The 17,783-nt window shown below is 53.1% G+C and carries 16 protein-coding genes; 6 read left to right on the top strand and 10 right to left on the bottom strand.

What is annotated here, in order from left to right; translation table 11 throughout:
* Positions 1-142 precede the first annotated feature (142 nt).
* The 3 genes from AC5E51_RS07395 to AC5E51_RS07385 all read left to right on the top strand — a co-directional run bounded on the left by AC5E51_RS07395 (position 143) and on the right by AC5E51_RS07385 (position 2,980).
* Positions 143-1,087 carry a DMT family transporter gene (locus AC5E51_RS07395; protein ID WP_068441618.1) on the top strand — a complete coding sequence of 315 codons (945 nt, stop codon included), beginning with the start codon at positions 143-145 and terminating at the stop codon, positions 1,085-1,087.
* Between the two features lie 88 nt (positions 1,088-1,175).
* A complete protein-coding gene (locus AC5E51_RS07390) occupies positions 1,176-1,781 on the top strand; it encodes an LPP20 family lipoprotein (RefSeq protein ID WP_068441647.1) in 606 nt (201 codons plus the stop codon).
* A gap of 11 nt (positions 1,782-1,792) precedes the next feature.
* Positions 1,793-2,980: a flagellar assembly protein FlgT gene (locus tag AC5E51_RS07385; protein WP_301378679.1), complete on the top strand. Its 1,188-nt coding sequence runs from the start codon at positions 1,793-1,795 to the stop codon at positions 2,978-2,980.
* Between the two features lie 34 nt (positions 2,981-3,014).
* Here AC5E51_RS07385 and AC5E51_RS07380 read toward each other — a convergent pair whose 3' ends face one another.
* The 10 genes from AC5E51_RS07380 to AC5E51_RS07335 all read right to left on the bottom strand — a co-directional run bounded on the left by AC5E51_RS07380 (position 3,015) and on the right by AC5E51_RS07335 (position 15,106).
* The gene (locus tag AC5E51_RS07380; protein ID WP_273091709.1) at positions 3,015-4,520 is read right to left on the bottom strand and encodes a SpoVR family protein; all 1,506 of its coding nucleotides are present in this window, start codon (positions 4,518-4,520) and stop codon (positions 3,015-3,017) included.
* Positions 4,517-5,791: a YeaH/YhbH family protein gene (locus tag AC5E51_RS07375; RefSeq protein ID WP_491778381.1), complete on the bottom strand. Its 1,275-nt coding sequence runs from the start codon at positions 5,789-5,791 to the stop codon at positions 4,517-4,519. The genes AC5E51_RS07380 and AC5E51_RS07375 overlap by 4 nt, the downstream gene beginning before the upstream one ends.
* A 47-nt stretch (positions 5,792-5,838) precedes the next feature.
* Complete coding sequence (locus tag AC5E51_RS07370) at positions 5,839-7,761, bottom strand: PrkA family serine protein kinase (RefSeq protein WP_068441632.1); 1,923 nt, start codon at positions 7,759-7,761, stop codon at positions 5,839-5,841.
* Between the two features lie 312 nt (positions 7,762-8,073).
* Positions 8,074-8,391, bottom strand: coding sequence for a thiosulfate sulfurtransferase GlpE (glpE, locus tag AC5E51_RS07365; RefSeq protein ID WP_488073133.1), 318 nt, complete (start codon positions 8,389-8,391; stop codon positions 8,074-8,076).
* An 11-nt stretch (positions 8,392-8,402) separates the two neighbouring features.
* Positions 8,403-9,218 (bottom strand): symmetrical bis(5'-nucleosyl)-tetraphosphatase, encoded by an 816-nt coding sequence (locus AC5E51_RS07360; RefSeq protein WP_488073134.1) that lies wholly within the window; start codon positions 9,216-9,218, stop codon positions 8,403-8,405.
* Entirely contained in the window at positions 9,218-9,595 is a 378-nt protein-coding gene (gene apaG, locus AC5E51_RS07355; RefSeq protein ID WP_488073135.1) for a Co2+/Mg2+ efflux protein ApaG, read from the bottom strand. The genes AC5E51_RS07360 and apaG overlap by 1 nt, the downstream gene beginning before the upstream one ends.
* A complete protein-coding gene (gene rsmA, locus AC5E51_RS07350) occupies positions 9,585-10,415 on the bottom strand; it encodes a 16S rRNA (adenine(1518)-N(6)/adenine(1519)-N(6))-dimethyltransferase RsmA (RefSeq protein ID WP_488073136.1) in 831 nt (276 codons plus the stop codon). The genes apaG and rsmA overlap by 11 nt, the downstream gene beginning before the upstream one ends.
* Positions 10,412-11,404, bottom strand: coding sequence for a 4-hydroxythreonine-4-phosphate dehydrogenase PdxA (pdxA, locus tag AC5E51_RS07345; protein WP_491778380.1), 993 nt, complete (start codon positions 11,402-11,404; stop codon positions 10,412-10,414). The genes rsmA and pdxA overlap by 4 nt, the downstream gene beginning before the upstream one ends.
* Positions 11,401-12,705 carry a peptidylprolyl isomerase gene (locus AC5E51_RS07340; protein ID WP_491778379.1) on the bottom strand — a complete coding sequence of 435 codons (1,305 nt, stop codon included), beginning with the start codon at positions 12,703-12,705 and terminating at the stop codon, positions 11,401-11,403. The genes pdxA and AC5E51_RS07340 overlap by 4 nt, the downstream gene beginning before the upstream one ends.
* Positions 12,671-15,106 carry an LPS-assembly protein LptD gene (locus AC5E51_RS07335; RefSeq protein ID WP_491778378.1) on the bottom strand — a complete coding sequence of 812 codons (2,436 nt, stop codon included), beginning with the start codon at positions 15,104-15,106 and terminating at the stop codon, positions 12,671-12,673. The genes AC5E51_RS07340 and AC5E51_RS07335 overlap by 35 nt, the downstream gene beginning before the upstream one ends.
* Positions 15,107-15,213: 107 nt before the next feature.
* Here AC5E51_RS07335 and AC5E51_RS07330 point away from each other — a divergent pair, with 107 nt between their 5' ends.
* Genes AC5E51_RS07330 through djlA form a run of 3 tightly spaced genes read left to right on the top strand, consistent with a single transcriptional unit; the run spans position 15,214 to position 17,746 of the window.
* Complete coding sequence (locus tag AC5E51_RS07330) at positions 15,214-16,230, top strand: aminoglycoside phosphotransferase family protein (protein ID WP_488073140.1); 1,017 nt, start codon at positions 15,214-15,216, stop codon at positions 16,228-16,230.
* Entirely contained in the window at positions 16,227-16,907 is a 681-nt protein-coding gene (murU, locus tag AC5E51_RS07325; protein WP_301378669.1) for an N-acetylmuramate alpha-1-phosphate uridylyltransferase MurU, read from the top strand. Before AC5E51_RS07330 ends, murU begins: the two co-directional genes overlap by 4 nt.
* Positions 16,904-17,746 (top strand): co-chaperone DjlA, encoded by an 843-nt coding sequence (gene djlA, locus AC5E51_RS07320; protein ID WP_301378667.1) that lies wholly within the window; start codon positions 16,904-16,906, stop codon positions 17,744-17,746. Before murU ends, djlA begins: the two co-directional genes overlap by 4 nt.
* Positions 17,747-17,783: the final 37 nt, after the last annotated feature.

Below are 17,783 nucleotides of genomic sequence, written 5' to 3'. Positions count from 1 at the left end.
GAGCCTCAGATGAGGCTCGTTATATGATCCCAAAACTGTGGGACAGCAGTGGCACTTGATGCGGCCTTTTTTGTTTCTGGTCGCTGTGTTGCCAAAACACACCCAGGGTTCATGGTAGAGCCCGGTAGGCTATAGGTGACTTATGAAAATTATAGTGGCGTATCTTCTGGTGGTACTGATCTGGTCCACCACGCCAGTGGCAATTCAATTCAGCCAGAACGGGCTCGATTTTTTTACGGCCGTCAGTCTGCGTATGTGGGTCAGTGCCTTACTGTCCCTGCCTCTGGTCTGGTTGATGCGCCAGCGCCTCGTCTTCAATAAACAGGCATTGCAGAGTTATCTGGGCGGCAGTCTTGGGATCTATGGCGCGATGATGTCGGTGTACTGGGGGGCTGCACATATTCCATCGGGATTGATTTCAGTGATTTATGGGCTTTCCCCCATGCTGTCGGGTGCCTTGGCTTATGTTGTTCTGCGTGAGCGTGAACTCACCCCTGTACGTTCGTTTGCTCTGGTAATGGCGCTGGCGGGACTGGCGCTGGTGGTGTCGGCACGCATTTCTATGGACGGTCTGGCCTGGCGCGGCATTGTAGGCAGTGTGGTGTCGGTATTGTGTTTCGCTGGTAGCGCGGTCTGGGTGAAGCAGGTTGGAGCAGGGATTCATCCTATGGTTCAGACGAGCGGCACGCTTTGGGTGTCGGGGTTGCTGTATCTCTGTACGGTCCCCTTCTTCGGTGTGCATATTCCGCAAGAAAAGGATGTCATTTCTTTTGCTGCGCTGGGCTATCTGATTACCTGTGGTTCGCTGCTCGCCTTTGTACTCTACTTTTATATTCTGCGGCAGCTCCCGACTTCAAGAGTGACGCTGATCACGCTGGTTGCACCTGTCCTCGCTATTTTCTGGGGTTATCTGTTGCGGGGTGAACGCTTGCAGTGGGAGAGCTTTGCCGGTGCCGCCATACTGCTCGCATCGCTGGCTGTGTACCAATGGCATCGCTCACCGGACCGGTGGTTAAGAGCACTGGTCGCTGGTCGTTATCCTGCGGTTACAAAGTCAGTACAAAAAAGTGAGCGTCAATCGTCTTAACTTTTCTTCATATCGGCCGATAGCCGTCTTATAGCAAAACAAGTCAGGGGTGGATGGTGATCCACCTGCTGCTGGTATGGAGTCAGATATGAAGCTGAAATGTGTAACCGCAGGCGCCCTGGTGCTCTCTGCAGGATTGTTAACCGCCTGTGCCGGACCGGTTCTGGATCAGGGCAATGCCAGTGCACCACCTGAGCAATTCTTTAAGCCCGTCGAACAGGAAATTGACCCTGTTGCGCCTATGGTGCTCCGGGTTGTCGGCTACGGCGCTATTGATGACGCCGCTAAGCAGTCGTCGGTTCAGAAGCGCCTGATGGCCATTCGTGCGTCCAAAATGGATGCCTACAGGGCCATGGCCGAGCGGGTATACGGTACCTCGGTTCAGGGCAGCACTACCGTGCGCGATATGGTCGTACAGAACGACAGGTTTCGCAGCTATGTAGAAACCTATATGCATGGTGCGCGGGTAGTTTCTACTGACCTGATGCCAGATGGCAGTGCAGAAACCGTACTTGAGATGATCATCGATCAGGGCTTCCGTAACTGCCTGCAGACGATGGACAACCAACGCTTTAACGTGGATTGCAGGGTGCCTCTTGGTGGGCGAGATGCTCAGCAGTTTGCTGCGAGCCAGCGTAACCGTGTTCAGGGCGAAGCCTCTGTGCCTGAAAGCGGCTTCTACTTCATCGAGTAAGGGATTTTGTTATGAAACGCTTCCGTTTATCTTCGTTACTTGTCGGACTGCTGGCACTCCCGTTTGGTCATACTCAGGCCGAAGTAGTGCAGGTGACTGGTCGTGCTCCGGTTGAAGGAGCACTGTCGTATGCACGAGAGCAGGCGATGGAAGATGCGCTGCATCAGGCCAGTTTACAGGCAGGCGCACAGATCAGCGGAATGCAGTTGATGGAGAAAGGCGTCGTCAGTACAGACACTGTACGCGTATCGACCCGCTCGCAGGTCAGTGATGTTGAGATCCTGCGTGAAGACACAGTGAACGGCATGTACGAAGTCACAATTCGTGCGGACGTCGACGAAGCGGCCTTGTGTCCTGCATCCGTACAGAGTTACCGGAAAGCCGTGGCCGTTGCCGGTTTCGGACTGGCGCAGCCACAGCAGGCTACGTTGGGGCGATTAGAAAATATTGAACAGGGCTTGCCGCGTTGGCTTGCTGCGGAGCTCAATTCAGGTGGTGGCGTGCACGCGCTCGACGCAACCCGGATCAGCCTCTATCAGGATCCTCGGCGTGCGCCGTCAGCAGAAACCGCTCAGCAGCGTCTGACAACCTCTGTGGCGCTGGCGACGCAGCTTGGTGCTCAATATGTGGTGTCCGGTGTGATTCGTGATCTGGCATTGCATACACCACAGAAAAGCGGATTTGCCAGTCGGTTGATGGGGTTTCCTACTGCGCCGACGCGTGATTTTGTCATGGATGTGTTTGTTCATGACGGGCTCAGTGGCGCCATGTTGTTCCAGCGCTCATACCGCACAGAAGGTGAGTGGGAAGCGCCGCGAAATGAGAAAACCGGCTTTGCTACGCCGCAGTTCTGGGCGACGTCTTACGGCACTGAAGTGGCTGATATTCTCAAGCGAGCAGCCGGTGATGTTGACGAAATGTTGCGTTGCCAGCCTTTTATGGCCCGGATAGTCAGGGCGCGCGGCAATCGTCTACACATAGAAGCAAGTGCTGCCGCTGGTTTACGGCCGGGGGATACATTAAAAGTGTATCGCACAGGAACTCTGTACAACCTGGATCTGGAGCCGCGCACTGAACTGACTGATATGGCCGCCGAAGCCGTGGTTAAGCAAGTGCAGCCACAGTTTGTTATTGCTGAGCTGGGCGGCCCTGCAGAGCGCTTAGCGATTCAGCGTGATGATATGGTGATTGCCTGGTAGGTGATGGTCCCGGCTGTTGAGTCAGTGCAATAAATCAAAGTTCTACTGATATCGACGGACAGCTCATCCGTTTCAGCATCTTATCGCCATCCCAGCTTTCCAGATGAACATCAAAGCCCCAGAGCAGGTGAATATGCTTCAGCACTTCGTACGTATCTCCGGCGAGTGGCATTCCATCCTGCTGCGTGTGCCTCAGGGTGATTGAGCGGTCGCCTTCAATATCAACGTTTGTGATCTGAATATTCGGTTCCCGCACTGACAGGTCGTACTGGCGTGCGAGGGTTTCTCTTAACCGGCGGAAACCGCTGTCGTTATGAATCGCATCAACGCGATAGTGATCTGCCGCTTCATCGTCGTAAATAGAGAACAAGTGAAAGTCGCGCATCAGCTTGGGTGACAGGAATTGCTGAATAAAACTCTCATCTTTAAAGTCACGCATGGCAAAGTGCAGAGTATCCAGCCAGTCTTTTCCTGCAATATCCGGGAACCACTCGCGGTCTTCATCGGTAGGGTCTTCGCATATACGCTTAATGTCCTGGAACATATTAAAGCCCAGTGCGTAGGGGTTAATACCGCTGAAATAGGGTGAATCAAATCCAGGCTGATACACTACGTTGGTATGTGAAGTAAGAAACTCCATCATAAAACCATCGTTAACTTTTCCCTCGTCGTAAAGATGGTTCAGCAGTGTGTAGTGCCAGAAAGTAGCCCAGCCTTCGTTCATGACCTGAGTCTGACGTTGTGGGTAAAAGTACTGAGATATTTTACGAACGATACGCACCAGCTCACGCTGCCATGGCTGTAATAAAGGCGCATTTTTTTCAATAAAGTACAGAATATTTTCTTGCGGCTCTGACGGGAATTTTCGTTTCTTCTGGGCTGCATCTCCGTTCTGTTTTTTGGTTGGAAGGGTGCGCCAGAGATCGTTCAGTTGCTGCTGGCGGATTTCTTCACGCTCTTCCTGACGCATCCGTTCTTCGGCCGCAGAAATTGGCTTGGGTCGGCGGTAGCGATCGACACCGTAATTCTGCAGAGCATGGCAGGCATCAAGAACCTGCTCAACTTCATCCTGACCGTAGCGCTCTTCGCATTTTCGTACATAATTTTTGGCGAACACCAGGTAATCAATGATGGAGCCCGCATCCGTCCAGGTGCGGAAGAGGTAGTTATTTTTAAAGAATGAGTTGTGCCCATAACAGGCGTGAGCAATCACCAGTGCCTGCATCGGCAGAGTGTTTTCTTCCATCAGGTAGGCAATACAGGGATTGGAGTTAATGACGATCTCATACGCCAACCCCATCTGACCGCGTTGATAACCTTTCTGAGTAGCAAGAAACTGCTTACCGTAGGACCAGTGGTTGTAGCCGATTGGCATACCGACCGACGAGTAAGCGTCCATCATCTGCTCTGCACTGATAACTTCGATCTGATTCGGATAAGTATCGAGCCGATAGTGGGCCGCGACGCGCGCTATTTCGCTGTCGTATTCTTCGAGGAGTGCAAAGGTCCAGTCCGAATCGGTGGATATGTAGTTACTCATATTGCCTCCTCATACTGTTCTTTTGAGAACAGCTCGCGGAATACCGGGAATATATCCTCAGGACCGCGGATCTGAGCCATCGCAAAGTTCTTTTTAAACTCACTGCCGACCTGCTGGTAGGCTTCCCAAAGCGCCTGATGGTTGTGCGGCGTAATCTCGATGTAAGAGAAGTACTGAACTACTGGCAGAAGTTCGTTTCGCAGGATTTCAGCGCACTGAGGGGAGTCATCATCCCAGTTATCGCCATCCGATGCCTGAGCTGCGTAGATATTCCACTCATTTTCGTCGTAGCGTGATTTTACGATTTCATTCATCAGTTTCAGGGCACTGGAGACGATGGTGCCACCTGTCTCCCGCGAATAGAAAAACTCTTCTTCGGTTACCTCTTTGGCACTGGTGTGGTGGCGGATAAATACAATCTCAATCTGTTCGTAATTACGCTCCAGAAAAAGATACAGCAGCAGATAGAAACGCTTAGCCATGTCTTTGACGTCCTGCGTCATTGAGCCCGAGACATCCATCAGACAGAACATCACGGCTTTGCTGGTAGGCATGGGTACTTTGACCTGGTTGCGATAGCGCAGGTCAATATCGTCAAGGAAGGGGATCTTCTTGAGGCGACGCTCAAGATCAGCAATGTCAGCTTTCAGTGTTGCAACCGCACCTGAGTCGCCACGGTTTTCTGCATCAGCCAATGCAGCCTCAAGTTCTTTTAACTTGCGACGCTTACCAGCGCCCATTCCGATGCGGCGGGCATGGGCGTTGCGCATCGACTTTACCACCGAGAGGTTGTTTGGTGTGCCTTCAGAGACAAAGCCAGCGCGACGGGTCTTGAAGTTTTTAGTGCGCGCAAGAGACTGCTTCACCATGTTAGGCAATGCCAGATCATCAAACAGATAATTCAGGAATTCTTCTCGGGTAATGGCAAAAGTGAAGTCTTCTTCGCCTTCGCCCTGATTACTGGCTTGTCCGCTACCCTGGCCACCGCCTCCACCTTGTGGCTTCTCCAGCTCATCGCCGGTGTTGAACTCTTTATTGCCTGGGTATACGCGGTGTTGTCGGCCCCCCTGTCCATGGCCGATACGGGGTTCGTGCGTATTTTTGGTGGGAATACTGATTTGCTCACCGCGATCCATATCTGTGATGGAACGGCGGTTTACGGCATCCTGTACTGCGTCTTTGATATGGCCGCGATAGCGTCGTAAGAAACGCTGGCGGTTGACCATACTTTTATTTTTTCCGTTCAAGCGTCGGTCAATAATATATGACATTCAACCCTCTCTCAGCGGGCACCCAGTGACCAGGTGCCCGCAGACAATTACTGTGACTTACGAACGCGCAGATACCACTCAGAGAGCAGGCGAACCTGTTTCTCGGTGTAGCCGCGCTCGGTCATACGCGCAACGAAGTCGTCGTGCTTCTTCTGATCTTCGTTTGAAGATTTTGCTGAGAAAGATATGACCGGCAGAAGATCCTCAGTATTCGAGAACATTTTCTTCTCGATAACGGAGCGCATCTTCTCGTAGGACTGCCAGCTGGGGTTATTACCATTATTGTTGGCACGGGCGCGCAGTACGAAGTTAACGATTTCATTGCGGAAATCTTTCGGATTGCTGATGCCTGCGGATTTTTCGATTTTCTCGAGTTCTTCATTGATCGATACGCGGTCCAGCATTTCACCGGTTTCCGGGTCACGATATTCCTGATCCTGAATCCAGAAATCGGCATAGGTGACGTAACGATCAAAGATATTCTGACCATATTCGGCATACGACTCGAGGTACGCGGTCTGAATTTCTTTACCGATAAAGTTCACATACTCGGTGGCCAGGTATTCCTTCAGGTAGTTCAGGTAGCGATTTTGCGTTTCCTCAGGGAATTGCTCCTGTTCAATCGCCTGCTCAAGGACATACATCAGGTGCACTGGGTTGGCGGCCACCTCGGTTGAGTCGAAGTTGAATACCTTGGAGAGAATTTTGAAAGCAAAGCGGGTGGAGATGCCGCTCATACCCTCATCGACGCCAGCTCCATCTTTGTATTCCTGAATCGACTTCGCTTTCGGATCTGTATCTTTCAGATTCTCGCCGTTGTAGATCCGCATCTTCGAGTAGACGCTGGAATTCTCCGGGACTTTTAAGCGCGAAAGTACAGTGAACTGGGCCAACATCGACAGGGTGTCAGGCGCACATGGCGATTCAGCCAGTGACGAATGCTCCAGAAGTTTTTTGTAGATGTTTATTTCTTCATCAACACGCAGGCAGTAGGGCACTTTCACAATATAAACACGGTCGAGGAAAGCCTCGTTGTTTTTATTGTTGCGGAATGCCTGCCACTCGGATTCGTTTGAGTGAGCGAGGATGACGCCTTCGAAAGGAATCGCCCCCATGCCTTCGGTGCCGTTGTAGTTGCCTTCCTGAGTCGCTGTCAGTAATGGGTGGAGCACCTTAATAGGCGCCTTGAACATCTCGACAAACTCCATCAGCCCCTGGTTGGCACGGCAGAGTGCGCCTGAGTATGCGTAAGCATCCGGGTCATCCTGGGCGTAGTCTTCCAGCTTGCGGATATCGACTTTACCGACCAGAGATGAAATGTCCTGGTTGTTTTCGTCACCGGGTTCGGTTTTGGCCACCCCCGTCTGATCGAGAATGGACGGGTAGAGTTTTACGACTTCAAATTTACTGATGTCACCGCCTAATTCGTGAAGGCGCTTAACGGCCCACGGAGACATAACCTTGCCAAGATAGCGGCGTGGAATACCGTAATCTTCTTCCAGAATCGCCCCATCCTCGTTGGGGTCAAACAGCCCCATGGGCGATTCAAAGACAGGCGAACCTTTAATGGCGTAAAAAGGAATACGTTGAATTAACTCTTTCAGACGTTCGGCGAGAGAGGATTTACCACCACCGACCGGGCCCAACAGATACAGGATCTGTTTACGCTCTTCGAGACCCTGTGCAGCGTGACGGAAGTAGGAGACTATGTTCTCGACGGCGTCTTCCATACCGTAAAACTCAGAGAAGGCTGGGTAGCGCTTGATGACTTTGTTGGAAAATATCCGGCTCAGACGAAGATCCCGGGAGGTGTCGATGATCTCTGGCTCACCAATGGCCATTAGCATTCGCTCTGCCGCGGAGGCATAAACGGTGGGATCCTGTTTGCACAGCTCAAGGTAGTCCTGAAGGCTCATTACCTCTTCCTGCGTGTCGCGATAGCGCTCCTGAAAACGACTGAATACGCTCATGGTTCACCCCTTATCGGTCTGTCCGAATATATGTTTCCGTTACATAAAACCCTGTAAAAATTTGCTATGTCTGGGACCAGTATGTCCCTTATTCGTTGTTGTTGGCCAGAGAATTTATGTTTCTTTGACGTCGTATAATCAGTATGCACAGCTTGTGCCGGCATGCAGCATTATTAGCTGACCAATGTGATCAAAGACACGATTTGACAGAAAAGCCGGATAAAAATGCACATGCCTGAAAAAACGGTCTACGGCTTTTGTAGTGCGCTGGAGAAGGGAAGTACTGGGGCTGAAAAAAGGGACAGAGTGCGCTCAGCGAGCGCACAATTCAGGAACAGCGAGTTTCCACATTTCGAAACCGCCGTCCAGACTAAATACGCGAGTGTAGCCCTGAGCGGCAAAGAACTGCGCAGCACCCTGACTGGAGTTGCCGTGGTAACAGCAGACAATAAGCGGAGCATCTTTCGGTGTGTTCTGCATGAACTCAGGCAGGTTGTCGTTATCAACATTCACCGCGCCCTTTATATGGTTATCGTTGAAGCTCTGGGCATCGCGGATGTCAGCAATGCGGACACCTGCTTCATCAAGTAGCGATTTGGCTTCGGCGATGTTGATTCGTTCAAAGGTCATAGGTCTCTCTCTTAGCTGTCAGCCTGCGCAGGCACGCTGAATCTTTGTTGGTCTTCGAGGCGTAATGCCGTCAGGGCTCCACCCCAGACACAACCTGTGTCCAGTGCCCATACGTTACGTACGTCGGCGTTTCCCTCAAGTGCTGCCCAGTGCCCGAACAGCAGTCGGGTATCGACAGACTGGCGATGGGGGTGCTGAAACCAGGGTATAAAACCTTGCGGAGAGTTTCCTGCTCCCTCTTTAGTTTTCAGGTCAAGGCGACCATCCTTATCAATGAAGCGCATACGTGTTAAGTAATTGACGATCAGGCGTATTCTGTCAATGCCTGTCAGACTTTTGTCCCACAAGTCAGGCTGGTTTCCATACATGCCCTGAAAGAAGGTTTTGCAGTCGTTCTGAAGTATGTATTCAACTTCCTGCGACAGACGACGCGCTTTTCGCGCTGACCACATAGGTGGCAGTCCTGCGTGGCTCATGCACCAATTGCGCGCAGCATCGTAATGAACCAGAGGCTGATGCCGCAGCCAGTCCATCAGAAAGCCAGCATCTGGTGCCTCGAATACGTGTTTCAGTGTATCGCCGCCTTTGGTTTTACGATCACTGTAGTAGCAGGCCAGCATGTGCAGGTCGTGATTGCCGAGTACGACTGTGGCCCTGTGCCCCAACTGCTGAATAAAGCGCAGGCACTCTAGCGACTCCGGGCCACGGTTAACCAGATCGCCTGCGAACCACAGGTGATCGTTATTACGGTTGAAACGTATTTCGCTGAGCAGTCTTTGTAGCGGCTCGAAACAGCCCTGCAGATCGCCAATCGCGTAGGTAGCCATCAGTTCAGTGCGTTGGGTAGAGCCAGGGTGAATACAGGGATGGTCGCATGAAACAGGGTGCCGTCGTCCGCTTCCATAACATAGTAGCCGCGCATGCTACCGACGCGTGTCTCCAGGACTGATCCTGATGAGTAGCGATAGGTCTCACCGGGCTCAATGGTAGGCTGTACGCCAATAACACCTTCGCCTTTGACTTCCTGTACATCGGCATTGCCGTCGGCGATAAACCAATGGCGCGTGCGCAGGGTCGCTCCCTGATCACCGCGGTTGGTGATGCTGATGTGGTAAGCGAATACAAAGCGGTCATCTTCTGGCAGTGACTGCTCTTCGAGATATTCGGTTTCCACCTCAACATTGACGGTGTCTTCAAGCTTCATTGGATGACTCCTTCAGTAGCTCTGCCACCTTATCTGCAATGGTAACGTATTGCTCCAGTGTCAGATTCTCTGGGCGCAGGCCAGTATCAATACCAATACTTTCAAGGGTGGCGGCATCAATGAGATTTTTCAATGTATTGCGGATAGTTTTGCGGCGCATACTGAAGGCTTCACGCACTACACGCTCAAGTACCTTGTGGTCTTTCGCGGGAAACGGCAGCTCTTCGTAAGGCTCCATACGCACAATGGCGGACTCGACCTTAGGTGGCGGGTTAAATGCGCCGGGCCCGACAATAAACAGAGGTTCTACTTTGCAGTAGTACTGCGCCATGATGCTAAGACGACCGTAGTCACCGTTGCCCGGCACTGCGCCCAGTCGCTCGACGACTTCTTTCTGCAGCATGAAATGCATGTCCTGAACCATTTTATGGTGACTCAGGAAATGAAAAATCAGCGGCGTCGAAATGTTATAGGGCAGGTTACCCACAATACGCAGGCGTTGGCCCGGCTCGAGAATTGTATTGAAGTCGAACTTAAGGGCGTCGCCTTCGTGGATACGAAAATCCGGATAATTAAAGAACTTAGTACGCAGAATCGGAATCAGATCGCGGTCGAGTTCGACCACGTCCAGCTTGCCAGAGGTTTCCAGCAGCGGCTCGGTCAGTGCGCCCATCCCCGGCCCGATTTCTACCAGGCAATCCGTCGGTTTCGGGCTGATCGCTTTTACGATTTTTCCGATTACGTGCTGGTCGTGCAGAAAGTTCTGACCAAAGCGTTTCCGGGCCTTGTGGCCATGGGCTTTGGGGGTGTGTTTACTCATTTGGTTATTTCCTTTCTGCGGTTGGCTGCCATCTGAGTGGCGACCTGAATAGCGGTGTGCAGGCTACCGCTGTCTGCCTTGCCTGTGCCAGCAAGATCTAACGCGGTGCCGTGATCAACAGAGGTACGGACGATAGGCAGCCCTAATGTGATATTGGCAGCCCGGCCAAAGCCGTGAAATTTAAGAACAGGCAGCCCCTGATCGTGATACATCGCCAGTGCCGCGTCGGCGTTATCGAGATACTTGGGTGTAAACAGGGTGTCTGCAGGCAGGGGGCCTGTCAGGTTAAGCCCTTCTTCCCGCAATGCATCCAGGGCCGGAATGATGGTATCGATTTCTTCGCGACCCAGGTGGCCGTCTTCACCCGCGTGCGGGTTCAGGCCTGCTACCAGAATATGCGGTGCAGCGACACCAAAGAATTGCTGCAGGTCGTTGTTCAGTATTCGACTGACACGTTGAATGCGATCACCAGTGCAGGCATCGGCGACGTCTTTTAACGGTAGATGGGTGGTAACAAGAGCGACCCGTAGGTCTTCTGTGGCGAGCATCATAACGACTTCTTCAACGCCACAGTAATCGCGGAAATACTCAGTGTGGCCACTGAAAAGCACGCCGGATTCGTTGATGACCCCTTTGTGAACCGGTGCGGTGACTATGCCATCCCAGCGACCGTCAACACATCCTTCAGCTGCGATACGCAGAGTTTCTATTACGAAGGCACCATTCTCTTTGTTGAGAACGCCTGCGCTGACTGGTGCATTGGCCGCGACAGGAAATACGGTCAGGTGACCATTACCTGACTGCGCTCCGGCATCACCAAAGGTATGGAGAGTCAGTGGGAGGCCCAGCGAATTCGCGCGCTCTGTCAGTACAGCCGGGTCTGTGATGACGACAAGCTCGGTCGACAGCTCAGTCTGGGCGATCTGAACACAGAGATCCGGCCCGATACCGGCGGGTTCTCCCGCCGTTACGGCAAGACGCTGGCTCACGACTGTTCCTTAATATCGACGTAGGCTTCTGAGCGAATTTTACGCAGCCAGATGGGAAGCTCTTCTTCGAAGCGACGTCCATAGAGCATCTGGCGTACCTGATTACGCTGCACTTCTTCACCGATGTCGGCTTCACGACGGTCGGTCACCTGAAGCACATGCCAGCCAAACTGACTACGCACTGGCGTACTTAACTCACCGGTTGGTGTTACGTCCATCGCTTGCTCAAATTCCGGTACCATGTCGCCGGGAGAGACCCAGCCAAGGTCACCGCCACTAGCGCCACTGCCAGGGTCATCACTGTATTCACGAGCAAGTTTAGCGAAGTCTGCACCGGCTTTCAGGCGTTCATAAATCTGATTAATGAGATCACGTGCCTGGTCCTGATCGCGCACTTCATTTGGTGTGATCAGAATATGTCGTACTTCAGCCTGTTGAATTAGCTTGGAGTTACCACCGCGCTTGTCTTCAAGCTTAATAATGTGGAATCCACTGGCAGTGCGGATGGGGTCTGAGATATCGCCAACGTTCATCTTTGGTGCGATGTCAGCGAAAATCGATGGTAGCTGAGCATCTTTACGCCAGCCCATATCGCCACCATTCAAGGCCGTGCGTCCCTGAGATTCGGCCATTGCCGTTTTACCGAAATCAGCACCATCGCGTAGCTCAGCAACAATCTTTTCTGCTTTGCTTTCAGCTTCTTTGTATTCCTGTGGTGCGGCACCAGAACGAACTGAAATCAGAATGTGGCGAAGTTTGTATTCTGCGGCCGAGGCGATACGACCGATATCAGAGGCCAGAAAGTAATCTATGTCCTGATCTGTAATCTGGATGCGCTCACCCACCTGATACTGCTGTACCCGGCTGATGCGCATTTCATTGCGGATCTGTTCACGTGCGTAGGCAAAAGAAACGCCTTCGCTGGCCATAGCCTGTTGAAACTCAGCCAGACTCATACCGTTCTGTGCTGCGATACGCCCCATCGCATCATCCAGCTGCGACTCACTGATGCGGATGCCCGCACGATCAGCCATCTGCAGCTGCACACTTTCGGTGATCATGCGTTCGAGTACTTGTTCACGCAGTGTGCCTGCTTCTGGCAGTTCATTCTGGTTATTCTGTACGCCCACGGTCTTGATGCGTTGTTCAAGCTCGCTTTCCATGATGATGTCGTCATCAACGACGGCCACCACACGATCGATCAACTGGGGTTCTGCATGGAGTAAGGCGCTGACAGTCATTGCCAGAAGAGTAAAAATCAGGTGCTTAATAGTCATGGTATTGGCGTCTTGAGTATCCATAAATGCTTTCAGACAAGAGGCTGTCGGTGCCGCTGCCCAGTGTGGTCAGACCTTTTAACTGAATGCTCAGCATAAAGCCGTAACGTTTTTCGGTTGTGAACTCCCCCGAGCTGCGAGGTGAGGTTTCCCGATAGGTGAATTGTGCTCGCCAGCAGCAATTCTGGTATTCGAATCCGGCCAGAGACTCCAGTACTGGGTCTTCCGGGCGACGTTCTCCCGCCTCATAGTGTTTCAGATCACGGAGCTGCCTTGCAAATAGTGCCCAGCGATCACTCAGAGACCAGAACGCACTGGCATCAAGCTGGTGCGTATTGTAGCTAGTTTCAGTGTCAGGGTCGCGGCTCTCGGTGCGTGTATTGCTGATGCTTAACATATGATTCGCTTCATCTCGGAAGCGGACACCGTAGCGTTGCTGACGGAAGTAGTCCTGATGCGAATCCCACTCGAGAAAAGAGAAGACCGTCCAGTCGTTGTTTGGGTTCCATTCCGCTTCGCCCAGGGTGCTGGATGTATGGCGCTCGAGGTAGTCGCTCTCGGTTTCGTTGATGTTCACTTCACGATCGCGGAAATACCAGATCTGACCTACGCCAGCCCTGAACTGCTCCAGACCATCATCGCGGATATAGCGTGTCGTGACCCCGGTACTGATCTGGTTGAGGTCGGCCAGGCGGTCACCACCAGTAAAACGGTCGCCGTTGAATAAGCTTGAGTAGGTAACGCTGGAGGCTTTGGTATCGAAGGCCGGAATATCTTCCTGACCGCTTCGGTAGGGGCTGTACGCATACAGCACGCGAGGTTCCAGAGTCTGAATATAGTCGGTGTTGAAGACGCTGGTTTCACGCTCAAAGAAGAGGCCGCCGTCCAGGGTCACGCGCGGTGCTCCGAACGTTGGCGTTTCATCGTCGTCGGTAGGCTCTGCATCATAAAGCCGGTAGCTGCGATAGCGGTAATCCAGTGCAGGCGTGAAGAAACCGTATGGCTGTGTCATCGGGTAGGCGATGCGGGTGTCCGACAGAAAACGATCACCGTTCAGAGCGGCGCGGCCACTGAGTGTCTGCTGAGTGCCGTCGATCACGGCGGAGCTTTCGCGGTTAAAGCGGGTGGCTTGCACGGTTTGCTTCAGCGTCCAACCTGACTCTAGTGTTGGTGTTAGTGTCAGGCCGACCTGAGGCAGGCGGCGATACGGACGGTTGCTGAGCGAGATGTCTTCGTCCGTCGTCTGGAAGCTCTCAGCCAGGAAAGTCGCCTTTACCGGTGTTGTATCGTAGCGAACCAGGCCTCTTCTAGGCAGGTGGGAAGCCCGGTACACAGAGGCACTCGGGTTCATGTCCGAGAAGTAGTCATCATCGCTGACATTATTGTAGAGAAATTCGTGGCTCCAGTGACGGCCCCAACGACCCGTTTGTGAGTAATTCACCAGAGAACGCTCTTCGCCGGTTTCTTCGTCGTCAGCGAGAATGCCGTAATTCAGCTCGCCATCACCGAAAAGCGCCGTTTTGTGTCGTAGTTGGTTCTCCCACAACAAACCATGGTCAAGCACGTGGTGGGCGGTGATGGTGGCATCCAGATTGGGTGCGATATTGAGATAAAAAGGAATCTGAATATCTTCCGCCTGACCCATGCCGTTCACAGACAGCGAGGGATCAAGGAAGCCGGTGAGTCGCCGGTCATCAATCGGGAAGCGGTAATACGGTATATACAGAATCGGCACCTCGGCGACCCGGAGACGGGTGTGCCACGCCGTGCCAAACCCTTCGTTCTGATCCAGTCGCAGTTCGCTGGCTGCAATGTCCCAGTCATTGTGGCCAGGTTCGCAGAAGGTCAGGGTCGCCCCTTTCATTTCTAGTATCTGATCCTGGGGAGATCCCAGTTGTTCTGCGGTTCCTCGCAAATGACGGTCGGCAATGACCCAGGCGCTGTGGTTAAGTTCGATGTCACCCTGAGCGTCATCGATACGTGCGTTGTCGCCACCCAGCGTCATGCCCGGTGAGGTGATGGACACATTGCCCTTGAAGTTAGCCACTTGCTGCTCAGGAAACCAATGCGCGTAGTCAGCTTTGAGAAGCTGGTCTCGTCGCTGAAATACAACATCGCCGTTCAGTTCAATTTCACCGGCGCGGGTTAAGGTTCCCTGATCGGCCTCAGCCTCAATCCGGTCGGTGTCGAGAGCCATAGGTGTGGTGACAACGTAGGCGCCTGTGCAGAACTCAGGAAGCGCTTCAGCCTGTTCCGCCGGGAGCTGCGATCTCGGAGTCCAGCCGAGGGCTTCATAGTTGAAGTCCCCCGTAGAGTCGGCCAATGCGTGGTGGCTCAGACCGGTGGCGAGCGCAGGTAGCAACAGATGCAGGCACGGGCGCAAGTAGAGACGCAGGTACTGAGATGTTCGGTTCAGGTCAGTCATGTAGGGCAGCAGGCGCGATTCCGGAATGAAGTGTGTTATCTTTAGCGGCTTATCAGGGCGCCAATTCTGGGGCCCAATTCTAGAACGACTGACTCCGAGAGGCCAGCATGGATCAGCGAAGGGATAACCTTGCGCATTGGGCAGTAAATCAGATTCAGCAACTTACTGGCGAAGATCTGACCGCAGAATTGTCAGTGGTTTCAGGCGATGCCAGTTTTCGTCGATATTTTCGGCTGACGGGCGCCGATTCCAGTTGGATCTGTGTGGATGCACCTCCAGAGAAAGAAGATAACCCTAAGTTTATTGCGATCGCTCGCAGCTGGTCAGAGCAGGGTGTGAATGTGCCTGCGGTTTTAAGCGAAGATATCGCTCAGGGATTCATGCTTCTGCAGGACTTTGGCGACCAGCTGCTTTGGCCGGCGCTTCACGATGGTGCCGACCATGAGCGCGTACTCGCATTATACAAAGTCGCTATTGATGAGCTGATTAACATTCAGAAGCTGAAGGTCGGTGAGCTGCCTGCATACGATGCCGCTCTTCTGCGTCAGGAGATTTCCCTGTTCACCGACTGGCTCTGCGAACGTCAGATTTCGCTGTCTCTGTCGGCCGATGAGCACAGACTGATTTCTGATGTTACGGATATTCTGGTTGAATCAGCGCTGGCGCAGCCGCAGGTCGTAGTGCATCGTGATTATCACTCCCGGAATCTGATGCTTTGTGCAGATGGTGCCCTGGGTGTTATCGACTTTCAGGATGCTGTTCAGGGGGCTGTCACCTACGATCTCGTGTCGCTATTACGTGACTGCTATGTGCGTTGGCCACACCAGATCGTTGACGAGTTGACCGCCTACTACTACGAGAAAGCCTCATTGGCGGGCGTGCTGGATATGCCGTACGACGCCTTCTCCAGAGCGTTTGACCTTATGGGTATGCAGAGACACCTCAAAGCTGCGGGTATCTTTGCCCGCCTTAATATTCGTGATGGTAAGGCAGGTTATCTGGCGGATATCCCTAATACCTGCGTGTATCTGCGCGAAGTCGCAGGGCGGTATTATGAATTCTCGGCTTTCTGTCAGTGGCTCGACGAACGATTTCTGCCAGCGATGGAGAAAGGCCTGTCATGAAGGCAATGATTCTGGCGGCAGGTCGAGGTACCAGAATGGCCCCGCTTACGGACACATGTCCTAAGCCGCTTATTCCTCTGTGTGGTAAACCCCTGATCGTGCACCATCTTGAGAAGCTTGCTGCGGCAGGTATTAAAGAGGTGGTGATTAATCACGCCTGGTTGGGAGAACAGATTGAACAGCACCTGGGGGATGGCAGCGCGTGGGGGCTGACTATTCGCTACTCCGCAGAAGCCGACGCACTCGAAACCGGTGGTGGTGTCTATCAGGCATTACCGCTTCTTGGCGCAGCGCCTTTTCTGCTTATTAATGGTGATGTCTGGACCGACTGGGATTACACCGAGGCTGCTCAGTATGAGCTGAATGAAACTGACCTTGGTTGCCTCTGGCTGGTCAATAACCCGGATCATAATCCGAAGGGCGATTTTGCGTTGCAGGCCGGGCGGGTGGTCAATGAGCAGCAACTGACGTTCAGTGGGGTCAGCGTCCTCAAACCTGAATTATGGGCATCCGCGTCGGCGGGCGCCTATCCACTAGCACCCATGTTGCGAGAGGCCATGACGACGGACCGGCTTGCAGGTCAGTTGATGAATGGCCGATGGGTCGATGTCGGCACCCCCGAGCGACTGAAGACTTTGGAGAACGATTTACTTAACCAAGACGGTGGTGACGATTGAAACCGTTGGCGAATAGCAATCGTATCTGGGTAGGAAAAGCGTCGGGTGCAGCCATTGGTTTGTTGTCTGGCGGACCGTTCGGGCTGGTGATTGGTGCGATTGCCGGACACCTGTTAGACAGGTTGGCTGAAAAGGCGCGCAGTGGTCCGGCAGGCCCAATGGCTCAGGAGCATATGAGTGCTCTGTTCCGTGTGATGGGGCATCTTGCTAAAGCGGATGGTCGCATCAGCGAAAAAGAAATTGCCGCCGCCGAAGCCGTGATCGAAGCCTTGGGAATGACCGGTGACCGTCGTGCATTGGCCATTCGTTTGTTTGGTGAGGGTAAGCAGAGCAGTTATCGACTGGAGCGTGATCTGAAAGCGCTGGAAGCTGGATTACCGCCGAACCAGCACGAGGTCTTCTTCTCGTTACTGGTCAAGGTAGCGCGTGCAGATGGCCGGGTAAAACGTGCGCAGCGCAAGGTACTGAAGCAGGTTGGCAGAGCGTTTGGCATTCCCCCGTTCCGTTTTTACTGGTGGTTGAGCCGGGGCGAGGGTTCGACAGACTGGGAGAAAAAAGCGCGGCCTCAGGAGCGCGCGCAACAGACATCTCAACCGCGTCGTCCTGAATTGATGATGAGTCGTGAGGTACGGCGTGCATTCAATGTACTCGGATTAGCGCCGGATGTTTCTGACGAAGAATTGAAGCAGACGTTCCGCCGCCTGATGAGTGAGTACCACCCTGATAAGCTTGTCGCTCGTGGAGTATCGGCGGCAGAGCTTGAGCGTGCTAAGTCGAAAGCGCAGGAGATCCAGAGCGCCTATGCGATTATTCGTAAGCACCGGCGAGCCAGTAAGTAATGGCAGCCTGCGGGGCTATTGCTGAACTCTGCTACTG

This window comes from Thalassolituus sp. (assembly GCF_984348125.1).
Note: the sequence above shows the minus strand (reverse complement) of the source record. Positions and strands in the feature narration are given on the sequence as shown.

Coding starts and splice junctions, on each gene's coding strand:
- AC5E51_RS07395 (WP_068441618.1), top strand. CDS start 143: ATGAAAATTATAGTGGCGTATCTTCTGGTGGTACTGATCTGGTCCACC.
- AC5E51_RS07390 (WP_068441647.1), top strand. CDS start 1,176: ATGAAGCTGAAATGTGTAACCGCAGGCGCCCTGGTGCTCTCTGCAGGA.
- AC5E51_RS07385 (WP_301378679.1), top strand. CDS start 1,793: ATGAAACGCTTCCGTTTATCTTCGTTACTTGTCGGACTGCTGGCACTC.
- AC5E51_RS07380 (WP_273091709.1), bottom strand. CDS start 4,520: ATGAGTAACTACATATCCACCGATTCGGACTGGACCTTTGCACTCCTC.
- AC5E51_RS07375 (WP_491778381.1), bottom strand. CDS start 5,791: ATGTCATATATTATTGACCGACGCTTGAACGGAAAAAATAAAAGTATG.
- AC5E51_RS07370 (WP_068441632.1), bottom strand. CDS start 7,761: ATGAGCGTATTCAGTCGTTTTCAGGAGCGCTATCGCGACACGCAGGAA.
- glpE (WP_488073133.1), bottom strand. CDS start 8,391: ATGACCTTTGAACGAATCAACATCGCCGAAGCCAAATCGCTACTTGAT.
- AC5E51_RS07360 (WP_488073134.1), bottom strand. CDS start 9,218: ATGGCTACCTACGCGATTGGCGATCTGCAGGGCTGTTTCGAGCCGCTA.
- apaG (WP_488073135.1), bottom strand. CDS start 9,595: ATGAAGCTTGAAGACACCGTCAATGTTGAGGTGGAAACCGAATATCTC.
- rsmA (WP_488073136.1), bottom strand. CDS start 10,415: ATGAGTAAACACACCCCCAAAGCCCATGGCCACAAGGCCCGGAAACGC.
- AC5E51_RS07340 (WP_491778379.1), bottom strand. CDS start 12,705: ATGGATACTCAAGACGCCAATACCATGACTATTAAGCACCTGATTTTT.
- AC5E51_RS07335 (WP_491778378.1), bottom strand. CDS start 15,106: ATGACTGACCTGAACCGAACATCTCAGTACCTGCGTCTCTACTTGCGC.
- AC5E51_RS07330 (WP_488073140.1), top strand. CDS start 15,214: ATGGATCAGCGAAGGGATAACCTTGCGCATTGGGCAGTAAATCAGATT.
- murU (WP_301378669.1), top strand. CDS start 16,227: ATGAAGGCAATGATTCTGGCGGCAGGTCGAGGTACCAGAATGGCCCCG.